Source organism: Paenibacillus sp. 2TAB23 (assembly GCF_052115165.1).
GTDB lineage: Bacteria > Bacillota > Bacilli > Paenibacillales > Paenibacillaceae > Pristimantibacillus.
In genome coordinates, this window is record NZ_JBFRGD010000027.1 from 17075 (window position 1) to 29610 (window position 12536).

The following is a 12536-nucleotide window of genomic DNA, read 5'->3' on the forward strand; positions in this document are numbered from 1 at the left end:
TATTTGAATTATTATGTATGAATCGGAGCGGGCAGGCAGCGCGTTTGCTTGACGACTTAATTGCAAAATGAGAGGCGGAAAAACGATGACGGAGCGTAAAAAATTACGATTAGGCGCTGTACTTCACGGGGCTGGCGGCAACTTGGCAGGCTGGAGGCATCCAGATGCTGTAGCGGATGCGAGCGTAAATTTTCAATTTTATAAGCAGCAGGCGATAAAAGCGGAGGAAGGCAAGTTTGATTTTCTGTTTATAGCGGACGGACTGTTCATTAACGAGAAATCAAATCCCCATTTCTTGAACCGTTTTGAACCGATTACGATTCTGTCAGCGCTAGCGGCCGTTACTTCAAACATCGGTTTAGTAGGAACGCTGTCAACCTCGTACAGTCAGCCGTTTACGGTATCCAGACAGTTCTCGTCTCTTGATCATATTAGCGGCGGACGCGCCGGCTGGAACGTCGTGACATCGCCGCTGGAAGGTACCGCGCTCAACTATGGACTTACGCTTGAAGAACACCCTGACCATAGCAAGCGTTACCGCATCGCTTCTGAATATTTGAAGGTAGCTCGCGGCCTATGGGATTCTTGGGAGGAAGACGCGTTTGTCCGCAACAAGGAAACAGGCCAGTTTTTTGATGCGGATAAGCTGCACACGTTGAACCATGAAGGTGAATTTTTCGCGGTTAAAGGCCCGCTTAACATTGGACGTTCAAGGCAGGGGCAGCCTGTCGTATTCCAAGCAGGCTCCTCGGAAAGCGGAAGAGATCTGGCGGGGGCCTCGGCCGATGCTGTATTTACGAATCACGAAACGCTGGAGGAGGCAAGGGCCTTCTATCAGGACGTGAAGCGCAGAGCTTCGGAGCAGGGACGCTCACCGGACGACATTCTTATTTTCCCAGGCATCGGTGTCATTGTTGGGCAGACGGAGGAGGAAGCGGAGCGCAAATACGAGGAGGTCGCAAACCTTATCAGCATCGATAATGCGCTGGATAATCTGGGCAGGTTTTTCGAGCACCATGATTTCAAGCAATATCCGCTGGATGAGGCGTTTCCCGATCTTGGGGAGCTGGGCAAAAACAGCTTCCAAAGCACGACGGACAAAATCAAGCGGGAAGCACAGGAGCAGAAGCTGACCTTGCGTCAAGTGGCTTTGCGCTCGGCAACCCCAAGGACGCCGTTCATCGGAACGCCGGAGCGGGTAGCCGATTTGATTCAAGAATGGTTCGAGAAAGGCGCGATCGATGGCTTTATTATAGGAGCGGGCGTACCGACGGGCCTTGATGAGTTCGTCGAGCATGTCATTCCGGTTCTTCAGCAGCGCGGCTTGTTCCGGGAGGAATACGAGTCGGATACGCTGCGCGGCAATTTAGGACTCCCCATACCGGCTAACCGATATACGGAACTGCTAAGCAAGCAGGCTGGATCAGAAGAGCAAGCGGCGTCCGAAGCGGCGGCAGCGCAGACAAGCGGAACGGTATAACCTAACAGGGGAGAATGGGGAGAAATCGTAATGATAAGAAAAAAAGCGGGCTTGAAATCGATTGTTGCACTTATGGCTGTAACAGCACTCGTACTGAGCGGCTGCGCAGGCACGAATAAATCAGCAAGCAATACAAATGCTTCTGCACCATCAACGAACGCGGGGACTGCTGCAACTTCAGCACCCATAAAGGGAGGAGAGCTTTCCTACGCGCTAGCAACCTCGCCGGATACGCTTGATCCTCATCGCAGCGGCTTGGCGGTGGYAGTACGCGCGATCCGGACGATTCATGATAATTTAGTCGCGCAGCTGCCAGACGGCACCATAGCGCCTTGGCTCGCTACGGAATGGGAAGTTTCGGAGGATGGCAAGAGCTACTCCTTCAAGCTGCGGCAGGACGTCAAATTTCATGATGGAACACCGTTCAATGCCGAGGCCGTGAAATTCAACTATGACCGTATTATTAATCCGGAGACGAAAGCTGCCAATTCGGCTGCTTTGATTAGACCTTATCAATCCTCTGAGGTCATAGACGAATTTACAATCAAGCTTAATCTCGAAACACCTTCGAATGCTTTTCTCGGCAATCTAAGCCAAGCGCTCGTCAGCATCGTGTCCCCTGCGGCAGCTCAGAAGTACGGCGACCAGCTCGGTAAAAATCCGGTTGGCACAGGGCCGTTCAAATTCGTTAGCTGGGAAGAAAATTCGCAGATTTCGGTAGAGCGCAATCCTGATTACAAATGGGCGCCTCCTTTAGTCACCAATCAAGAAGCGCCGTATCTCGACAAATTGGTATTCAAAATCGCGCCGGAGGAGGCAACTCGGATCGGCAGCGTACAGAGCGGCCAGGTTCTAGCAGGCGAAACGATTCCTCCGCAAAATATTCTCGCCTTGGAGAAGGACGAGAAGCTTCAATTGTACAAATCGAATACTCAGGGATTGCCGTATACGTTATTTATTAACCAGAATAAGGCGCCGTGGAATGAATTGAAGGCAAGACAGGCGCTGCAAGCAGCGATTGATGTGGATGCTATTGTCAAAACATTATATCTGGGCACATACGACCGGGCGTGGTCGCCGCTTACTCCAGGCACCTTTGGGTATGACAAGTCGCTTGAAGGCGGCGTGAAGCCAGATTTAGAAAAGGCAAACGCGCTGCTGGATGAGCTCGGCTATGCAAAAGGCGTTGATGGCATCCGTACGAAGGATGGCAAGCCGCTGACCCTGCACTTTGTCGACGGTTCGCCGAACCGTGAGAAACGTAACGATATTGCAGCCATTATCCAGCAGCAATTAAAGCAAATCGGCGTCGCGGTTGAGGTTGAAATCACGAAGGACGTCCGTACCGTCGTATACGAGAACGCGGATTACGACATTTACGGGAATAGCCAAGTGAACTCCGATCCAGAAGCGCTCCGCTCCTTCTACCATTCCGGGGCTGCGAGCGTTGGGGGCAAACAAAATTTGCCTGCTCTTAAAAACGCGGAGGTAGACGGCTGGATAGATCAAGGGTTGGTTGAAAAGGATGCTGCCAAGCGCCAAGAGCTGTATGCAAACGTACAGAAAGCGATTATTGATCAGGCGGTCATCATTCCGATCTATGTATTCCCTTACACGATAGCGGCGTCCAAGTCGGTCCAAGACATCAAGTTCGATTCGCTGGCGTACCCGCTGTTCAACGATACTTTCATTCAGAAGTAAGCTGCTGCACGCACATGAACAGCTTTGCTCCAGCCGCAAATAACGTTCAGGAGGCCTTTGATGCTTAAGACGGTTAGTATTCGTTTGTTTACCTCCTTGCTCGTCATACTCGGCTCGCTCGTACTCGTATTTGTTATCGTATACTTGCTGCCGGGCGACCCGGTCATGTCGATGGTTGATCCGAGCACTGTCTCCCCGGAGGTGCTTGCTAACCTTCGGGCGCAGCTCGGCGTGGATCGGCCGCTTTACGAGCAGTTTGCCTCTTATGCTTGGAAGGTGCTTCATGGCGATTTCGGCCAATCCATAGTAAATGACGAGCCCGTGCTGCCCAAAATCATCGAGCATTTGCCCGCAACGCTCGCTTTGACGGCAGCAAGCTGCTTCATAGCGGCTGTAGTCGGCATTTGGCTGGGCGTCTTGTCTGCGATACACAAAGACCGTTGGATCGATATTACGGCAAGAGTTGTCGGTTTGTTCGGTATTTCGATGCCGACGTTCTGGTCGGGCATTCTGCTTATCCTTATTTTTTCCATTACGCTGGATTGGTTTCCCGCAATGGGCTCCGAGGGCTGGAAGACGCTCGTTCTTCCGGCTGTCGGACTCGGAGTAGTCGGGGCCGGATTTGTGGTCAGGCTCGTGCGAAACAGCATGCTGGAGGTCATTAACGAGCCGTTTATCGTTACGCTGCGGGCAAAAGGCGTATCGGAGAAGCTCATTATGTATCGTCATGCGCTTCGCAATGCATTGATTCCGGCATTGACGATGATCGGGGTGCTGAGCGGAGAGCTGTTGGCCGGAACGGTTGTAATCGAGACGGTATTTTCCCGGCAAGGCATCGGCAGAGTCATATCGGACGCGCTGATGTCCAAGGATTTGCCAGTCGTGCAGGGCGTTGTTTTCTTCTCGGCGATTATGTATGTCATGATCAATTTAATTGTGGATCTTTCTTATCGGATTATTGATCCGAGAGTCAGGCGTTCGCAATAGCAAAGGGGAGTGCAGTATGAAGGAAACCGCGCTTGCCAAACCGGCGTGGCCTCGTTTCAGGGCCACAAAACGCCTCGCACCCGGCTACGCCAAGCTAAATGTATCTAATTTGCTCGTATATGGGGCTGGATTAATTGTCCTATTCATCGTCGCAAGCGCATTGTTCCCAGGGCAGATTGCCCCGTATTCGCCAACGGAGATGGTCATGACCGACATTATGCTGCCGCCAAGCTTTACGCATGTATTCGGCACCGATTATTATGGCCGCGACGTGTTCAGCGTTGTCGTGTACGGAAGCCGCGATTCACTTTTGATCGGTCTGGCCTCCGTTCTGGTCGGAGGCGTGCTCGGTGCCGCAATCGGCGCGCTGTCCGGGTTTCTCGGCGGTATTTTCGATACGATTATTATGGGTTTTATCGAGGTGCTGATGACGATCCCGGGCATCTTGTTTGCCCTTGCCATTGCAGCGGCGATGGGACCCAGCTTATTTAATGTGGTGCTAGCGGTCGCATTGTCCTCGGTACCCGGCTATGCCCGAGTATTTCGCGGACAGATTATTAGCGTAAAAGGTCGGCCGTTCATAACGGCAGCAAGGTCGGTCGGCGCAGGCAGCCTGCGAATCTTTTTCCGGCATGTGCTTCCGAACGCTTGGTCGCCGCTGCTCGTTATGGCAACCATTGGCCTAGGCACATCCATACTGGTTGGCTCCGGACTTAGCTTTCTGGGACTAGGCGTCATCAAAGAAATTCCGGATTGGGGAACGCTCCTGTCGCAAGGCAGAGGTTATTTGACCGTCGCATGGTGGATGTCCACCTTCCCCGGCCTAGCGATTACGCTGCTCGTATTGTCCGTTAACCTGATGGGCGACAAGCTGAGGGACCATATCGATCCGAAGAAAAGCAGGGTTTAAGGAGGTGGCAAATACGTTGGAATCATTGCTTGAAATCGAGCGGCTCACAGTCAAGTTCGCAACGCCGAAAGGCTGGCTGACCGCAATCTCAGACGTATCCCTCAGCATGAAGCCGGGCGAGACGGTATGCCTGGTCGGAGAATCCGGCAGCGGCAAGACGATTACGTCCAAATCGGTCATGCGGCTGATCGATTACGAGAATGGCGTTATTGCCGGCGGCGAGATGAAGCTGGATGGCATTGATCTGGTACGCTCTTCCCAAAATAACATGCGCACGCTGCGCGGCAAAAAAATAGCGATGATCTTCCAAGAGCCGATGTCGGCCTTCGATCCTGTATTTACAATCGGAAGCCAAATCATTGAAGTCATGCTCGGCCACAAACTAGGCAATCGGGAAAAGGCGCGAGAGCGGGCAATCCATCTCCTTGCGCGCGTCGGAATACCCGAGCCGGAGCTTCGAATGAAGCAATATCCTGGCGAGCTGTCTGGCGGTATGCTGCAGCGGGCCATGATTGCAATGGCTCTCGCCTGCGGACCCGAGCTTCTCATTGCGGATGAGCCGACAACCGCCTTGGATATGACGATTCAAGCACAGATCTTGCAGCTGCTGCAGGAGCTGAAGTCAGAGTTCAACATGTCGATTCTGCTTATTACGCATGACATGGGCATAGCGGCGGAAATGGCAGATCGCATTATCGTCATGTATGCGGGTCAGGTGGTTGAGCAAGCAACGGCTGAGCAGCTGTTCGAGCTCCCCCATCATCCCTATACGCAGGGGCTGCTCCGTTCGGTAACAACGCTTGATAGCGAGCGAGGCAGCAGGCTGTACTCTATCGATGGCAGTATTCCGAATTTGTTCGACCTTCCTGCCGGCTGCCGCTTCCACCCGCGCTGCGCTCATGCTACGGAAAAATGCGCGAAGGAAAGTCCGCCGCTCTTAACCGTGAATAGTCGCGAGGCAGCTTGCTGGTACGCAGAACGGATTGCAGAAAGCTGGGAACAGCCCAAATCGTCCCAAGCACACGCAATCGTGGTAAAGGAAAAGGAAGCGCAAGGAAGTGACCGCCTGGAAGGAGGCACCATTTCCCATTTATTCGAAATCGAAGGCCTGCGCAAATACTACCCGCTCGGCAAAAGCTTGCTGTCTCGCCACAACTCCGTCATTCGCGCGGTAGATGATGTATCCTTTCAAATTCGAAAAGGCGAAACCTTCGGTCTCGTCGGAGAATCGGGAAGCGGCAAGTCTACGCTCGGACGCGTCATTATGCAGCTGGAGAAGGCGACTTCAGGCAAAGTCCGCTTTGCCGGACAAAGCCTGACGGACCTTCGGCCATCGGAGCTGCATGAAGCACGCAAGGATATGCAGATGATTTTCCAAGATCCTTTCGGCTCCATGAATCCACGATGGCGAGTGGGCGATATCATTGCGGAGCCGCTTGCTATTCATACCTCGCTAAGCGCGGCGGAGAAGAAGACACGGATCGAGGAGCTGTTGGCGGTAGTTGGATTGAATCCGTCTTGGCATGAGCGGTACCCGCATGAGTTTTCTGGCGGGCAGCGGCAGCGAATCGGCATTGCAAGAGCGATTGCCTTGAACCCGTCATTCGTGCTTGCCGATGAGGCCGTATCCGCGCTGGACGTTTCCGTTCAGGCGCAAATCGTGAATTTAATGCAGGATTTGCAGCAAAATCTTGGACTCACGTATCTATTTATCGCCCATGGGCTGCATGTTGTCAGGCATATTTCGAACCGAATCGGCGTGATGTATTTGGGGCAGCTTGTTGAGATTGCAGGCAGCGAGGAGCTGTTTACCCATCCGGCGCATCATTACACGAAAGCACTTATTGCATCCATACCGTGGCCTGATCCGAGTCGGAAACGTGAGCTGCAAACGATTAGCGGGGAGATTCCCTCGCCTGCGAGACCTCCAGCAGGCTGCCGCTTTCATACGCGCTGCCCTGCGGCGACGGCCCTGTGCAGGAGCGAGCCGCCAGAGCTTAAGGAAATCGAATACGAACACTGGGTTGCTTGTCATTACCCAGCTTAAAGGCCGAGTGCTCCGATATGGGGCGCTCGGCTTTTATATCTCCGCGAAATGTAAGCTTAGCCGCCAGAGGACGGCGACAGCCGTTTACGCTTGAATTATAGGAAAGCATATTATATCGCCAACTTTCTCTATATTTCTCCGCGAAACGTAAGCTTAGCCGCCAGAGGACGGCTACAGCCGTTTACGCTTGCCTACGCTAGGTGGCAGATGTGACTATGGGACCATTGACGCAATCAAAAACAGCATGTTACGCTACCTTCATATGGAAACAAATGGAGGGATTCACTTGATTGAAATTCGCTTATCAGTAGGGTATGACGAGTATGAAGAAGGGGTAAGAATGTCTAGTTTGATTGAAAAACTGGCAGCGAGCCCGGATGGCGAGAAGCTGTCCATACTAACGATCGGCGACTGGGGTCAGGCGTATGAAAATTCTCCGGACAGCTTTATTGAAACATTGATCAGCCATAAGGATTCATTCCCTCAACTAACGAAACTATTTATTGGCGATATGGGCTTTGAAGAGTGCGAGGTATCTTGGATCAACCAGACGAATCTCTCGCCGCTGCTTGCAGCTTTCCCGAATTTAAAGTCGCTGTCGATTAAGGGCAGCCAGGAGCTAAGCTTGCAGCCGCTCGTTCACGAGAGCCTAGAAGAGCTTGTTATTATATGCGGCGGGCTTCCAAAATCCGTGCTTCAAGAGATTACGAATGCAAGGCTGCCGGAGCTGCGCAAGCTAGAGCTTTACTTAGGCGTAGAGGACTACGGCTTCGATGGAGGAATTGAGGATGTTTTACCGCTTCTAAAAGGCGATTTGTTCCCTAAGCTTACGTATTTGGGACTGAAGGACAGCGAGATCCAGGATGAAATCGCCATTGCGGCTGCTGACGCGCCTATACTCGACCAGTTAAATACGCTGGATTTGTCTTACGGCACGCTGACAGATGAAGGCGGCGAGGCTCTGCTTGCGAGTGCGCGCATCAAGCAGCTGAAGCAACTTGATCTAAGCTACCATTACATGTCTGACGAGCTCGTGCTTCGCTGGCAGCAATCGGGCATGTCTGTTGATGTGAAGGATCAGCAGGAGTCGGATGAGGACGATTGGCGCTATCCATTCCTTACCGAATAATGGAGAGCTGCGAGCAGCCTTATTTGCTTATTGCTAATCCTTCCAATAAACGGACGGCAGGGCTGCAGGCGGCCAGAGCGAAGCTTGGACTTGCGCCTGCTGCCGTCCTGCCATATGAGCAATTGCTTAGCGGTGATGCATACATAGGAGATGTCCTGAGAAAGCTTGCCGGCAGGGGCGATATCATCATTCGGCTCGATGCTCCCGGCGAGAATCCGGCTGTCGAGCGGCAGCTCATTGCATGGGGTGCTCCGGATCGTAATGGCGATGACATGTTTTGGTCAGGCGGCTCTCTGCCGCACAGCATTTCAATCGTATCGTCGGAAGCGCTCCTGCTGCCGTCTGAGCATGGCCGAATCTGGCATCCAGCGCAGTGGTACCGGGGGTATTGCCGGTTTCTTGCGGCGATGCAGCGGGAGGTCAAAGCTTCAGGCGCCCGGGCTTACTGGGTTAACTCACCGGGAAGCATAGCCAAAATGTTCGACAAAAGAACCTGCTGGCAGCTATTCGAGCGTCACGGCATACAATTGCCGGCACTCCCGGCCGCTGCGGGCTCCATCAATAGCTATGAAGAGCTTCGGGCTGCCATAAGCACGAGCGGGATGAAGCGGCTGTTCATCAAATTAGCCTGCGGCTCTGGAGCCGCGGGCGTTATCGCTTACCAGACGAATCCGCGCACGGGGGCGGAGCTGGCTATCACGACGATCGGCTCGGAGCCGGCTCCTAACGGCTTCAGCTTTTACAACGCCGGCCGGCTAAGACGCTACAGCGATGCGAAGGACATTCGCCGTATTATCGATTGGGTTTGCGGTGAAGGCGCGCATATCGAGCGCTGGATCGAGAAGGAAAGCTTCGAGGGCAAAGCCTTTGACGTACGCCAGCTCGTCGTGAACGGCAAGGCTTGCCACACCGTAGCTCGATTGAGCCATACGCCGATTACCAATCTGCATCTGCGTAACGAGCGCAGCATGGACATGAAGCGCCTTCTGCCTGATGACGTTAGACAAGCGGTGCAGCAGACAGCTGAGAAAGCGCTCCGCGCATTCCCGGGCAGCTCGGCGGCAGGGGTGGACGTGCTTGTCCAGCGAGGCAGCGGCGCGACCTATCCCATTGATATTAATCCATTCGGCGATTTGCTGTATGGCGCCGAGTACGAGGGGATGAACACCTACGAGTGGCAAATGCGCCAGCTTCTCAGAAAGGAATAAGCAGCTATGCTGAATATGAACCATATCGTGGGTACCCACGATATTTTGATGATTACGCTCGATACGCTTCGGTATGACGCGGCCAAGCTGGAGGAGGCCAATTGCCCCAATCTTTGCGGAGACGGCGGGTGGGAGAAACGGCATTCGCCGGGCAGCTTCACCTATGCGGCTCATCATGCTTTTTTCGGAGGGTTTCTGCCGACACCTGCGACGACCGATAAAACCTCTCATGTCAGGCTGTTTCATACGAAAAATACGGGGCTGAGAACGCATCCCCATACATGGTTGTTTGACGCCCCGGATCTTGTATCCGGCTTGCAGGAGGCGGGTTACCGCACGGTCTGCATCGGAGGCGTCATTTTTTTTACGAAAAAGAACAAGCTGGCTAAGGTGCTGCCGTGTTATTTTCAGGAAAGCTATTGGCGGATGACCTTTGGCGTGACGAATCCGCGCTCGGCCGAGCATCAGGTTAATCATGCCTTGAAGCTGCTGGAGAAGGCAGATCCTGCCCAGAGGCTGTTTCTGTTCCTGAATATTTCAGCCATGCACGGACCGAACCACTATTTTGTCCCAGGGGCCAAACAAGATTCCGTCGATACGCAGCGGGCAGCGCTGCGCTATGTGGATAGCCAGCTTGGCGTATTGTTTGATGCGATGCGGAAAAGGGGTAAAACGTTAGTCTTGGCGTTCTCGGATCACGGAACCGCTTATGGGGAGGATGGATACGAGGGACATCGCCTTGCTCATGAAGTCGTGTGGAACGTCCCTTATCGCGAATTTATATTGAATTAAGGAGGGAACAGCATGCTGCAACCATCATCGCTACCAGCTACTCCCGAACGGCGGGAGCTCGAGCAGCGCTGGACAGCGGCTCCATACCGCTCCTATCTGTATTCTTATCCGCATAAAACGGCTTACCGCGATTTATCGCCAGCGGAGCCGCTGAAGGAGCTGTGGGAGCGGGATCAAACGGATTATTATTTTTTGTACATGCATATCCCTTTTTGCGGGGCACGCTGCGGCTTCTGTAACTTATTCACGCTGCCGGACCGCAGAGCTAGCGTGCATGAGCAGTATGTGGATGCGCTTCAGCGGCAGGCTGAGGATTGGGCGCCGTGGTTCCAAGGACGGACATTCTCCAGGTTCGCTATCGGCGGGGGGACGCCAACGCTTCTCGAGGCTGAGCAGCTGAATCGCCTTTTTGACATTGCTGAGCATGCGATGGGCCTTAATTCGCTTCAAGCTTCCATCTCGGTCGAAACATCCCCGGAAACGGTAACCGAGGATCGCATGCGCGTGCTGAAGGATCGGCTCGTTGACCGTGTCAGCATGGGCATTCAAAGCTTCGTCGAGGATGAAGCGGCTGCCATCTACCGTCCGCAGAAGCCGCGGCTTGCGGAGGAAGCGCTGGAGAAGCTGATGGATTACCAATTTCCGCTCATTAATATTGATTTGATATACGGTTTACCCGGACAAACGCCAGATACCTGGCTATACTCGCTCGAGAAGGCAATCGGCTACGGTCCTGGCGAGATATTCATTTATCCGTTGTATACGCGGGAGAATACGATTCTGAAGCCGGATCAAATCCGCAGCGCTGGCTCGGATATTCGCTTGGAGCTGTATCATATCGCTAGGCAAAGACTCGAGGCTGCAGGCTATATACAGTATTCGATGCGGCGATTCGCGAAGGAAACGGATTTCACCCACAAAAGCATACTGCCCTTCAGCTGCCAGGAGGAAGGCATGGCCGGACTCGGCTGCGGGGCGCGCTCGTACACGCGCGACATGCATTACGCTTCGCGTTACGGCGTGAGCGCAGCGGCAACTAGAAGCATCATTGCGGATTACGTTGCCGCTGAGCGTCACGATACGGCCGATTACGGATTTAGGCTAAGCGTTGCTGAGCAGAAGCGGAGGTTCATCCTGAAGGCTTTGCTGCACCGAGAGGGCTTGGCACTCGCTTCCTACGAAGATCGCTTCGGAAGTGACGCGATGAACGAGCATTCCGATCTGCAGGAGCTGCTCTCGCTTGAACTCGCTGAGGTGGATGAAGGCATCCTGCGGCTGACGACGAGAGGGATGGCGTATTCGGACGCAATCGGAGATGAGCTCATCTCCGGCGATGTAAGAGAGCTGATGAACGGATATGTCGTCCGATGAAGGCGGTGCTTTATTACCGAGGAGCGCTCTCATCGTGCAACTATGATTGTCCCTACTGCCCTTTTAGCAAGACGAAGGACAGCAAGGAGACGCTGGAGAAGGATAGGGAGCAGCTGCTCGCCTTCATGGACTGGGTTCGCGTGCAGGGAGCAGCCGGACATCGGCTGTCGATCTTTTTCAATCCTTACGGCGAGGCGCTCGTTCATCGTTGGTACCGCGAAGCGATGATGGAGCTGTCGCATTTGGAGCATGTGGAGAAGGTCGCCGTACAAACGAATTTATCAGCGAAGCTGGATTGGACGGAGCAGCTTGAGAAGAGCAAGGTCGCCTTCTGGGTAACCTACCATCCTGGGCAGACGAGCGAAGCACAGTTTCTGAGCCAGTGCATGAAGCTTTACCGGAATGGCCTTGCATTCAGCGTGGGCTCGGTCGGCATCCGCAGCGCCTTTGATGCAATCGCGCGCCTGCGAGGCGAGCTGCCGCCAGACGTATACCTTTGGGTGAATGCATTCAAAGACCGAAAAGCGTATTATACGCTAGACGAGATCGCTTATCTAACGAGCATTGATCCCTATTTCCAGCTAAACGTACCCGATTACGACAGCTTAGGGGCGCGCTGCGGCGCTGGTGAAAACGTGTTTTATGTTCAAGGTCCCGGTATTGTGAAGCGCTGCTACAGCGACCGGAAGGTAATCGGACATCTCTACCGTGACGGTTTGGAGGGTCTTTCTTCAGAACGTCCCTGCGGGATGAAAAAATGTGGATGCTATATCGGTTATATTCATATGCCTGAGCTGGCCATGAACGATGTGTACGGATCAAGCTTGCTTGAACGGATCCCGGCTGGCTATGCCCGCTGAATGGGAACAGTCAAATACGATCGGCCATTTTTTCCAATGAAGAAACAGCTG

Annotated in this window: 10 protein-coding genes; all 10 read left to right on the top strand. The window is 53.5% G+C overall.

Going from position 1 to position 12536, the window contains the following annotated elements:
* The first annotated feature begins 85 nt into the window (after window positions 1–85).
* Complete coding sequence (locus AB4Z29_RS27625) at window positions 86–1480, top strand: LLM class flavin-dependent oxidoreductase (RefSeq protein WP_441946195.1); 1395 nt, start codon at window positions 86–88, stop codon at window positions 1478–1480.
* Between the two features lie 30 nt (window positions 1481–1510).
* A complete protein-coding gene (locus tag AB4Z29_RS27630; RefSeq protein WP_441946196.1) occupies window positions 1511–3181 on the top strand; it encodes an ABC transporter substrate-binding protein in 1671 nt (556 codons plus the stop codon).
* Window positions 3182–3241: 60 nt separating this feature from the next.
* Complete coding sequence (locus AB4Z29_RS27635; protein WP_441946197.1) at window positions 3242–4168, top strand: ABC transporter permease; 927 nt, start codon at window positions 3242–3244, stop codon at window positions 4166–4168.
* Between the two features lie 16 nt (window positions 4169–4184).
* Window positions 4185–5078 (top strand): ABC transporter permease, encoded by an 894-nt coding sequence (locus AB4Z29_RS27640; RefSeq protein ID WP_441946198.1) that lies wholly within the window; start codon window positions 4185–4187, stop codon window positions 5076–5078.
* A gap of 16 nt (window positions 5079–5094) precedes the next feature.
* Window positions 5095–7125, top strand: coding sequence for an ABC transporter ATP-binding protein (locus AB4Z29_RS27645; RefSeq protein ID WP_441946199.1), 2031 nt, complete (start codon window positions 5095–5097; stop codon window positions 7123–7125).
* A gap of 289 nt (window positions 7126–7414) precedes the next feature.
* The gene (locus AB4Z29_RS27650; RefSeq protein ID WP_441946241.1) at window positions 7415–8254 is read left to right on the top strand and encodes an STM4015 family protein; all 840 of its coding nucleotides are present in this window, start codon (window positions 7415–7417) and stop codon (window positions 8252–8254) included.
* Window positions 8227–9462: an STM4014 family protein gene (locus AB4Z29_RS27655; protein ID WP_441946200.1), complete on the top strand. Its 1236-nt coding sequence runs from the start codon at window positions 8227–8229 to the stop codon at window positions 9460–9462. Before AB4Z29_RS27650 ends, AB4Z29_RS27655 begins: the two co-directional genes overlap by 28 nt.
* A gap of 6 nt (window positions 9463–9468) precedes the next feature.
* Entirely contained in the window at window positions 9469–10254 is a 786-nt protein-coding gene (locus tag AB4Z29_RS27660) for an STM4013/SEN3800 family hydrolase (RefSeq protein WP_441946201.1), read from the top strand.
* A gap of 12 nt (window positions 10255–10266) precedes the next feature.
* On the top strand, window positions 10267–11625 hold the full coding sequence (locus tag AB4Z29_RS27665) for an STM4012 family radical SAM protein (RefSeq protein WP_441946202.1): 1359 nt from the start codon (window positions 10267–10269) through the stop codon (window positions 11623–11625).
* Window positions 11622–12485 (top strand): STM4011 family radical SAM protein, encoded by an 864-nt coding sequence (locus AB4Z29_RS27670; RefSeq protein ID WP_441946203.1) that lies wholly within the window; start codon window positions 11622–11624, stop codon window positions 12483–12485. The genes AB4Z29_RS27665 and AB4Z29_RS27670 overlap by 4 nt, the downstream gene beginning before the upstream one ends.
* Window positions 12486–12536: the final 51 nt, after the last annotated feature.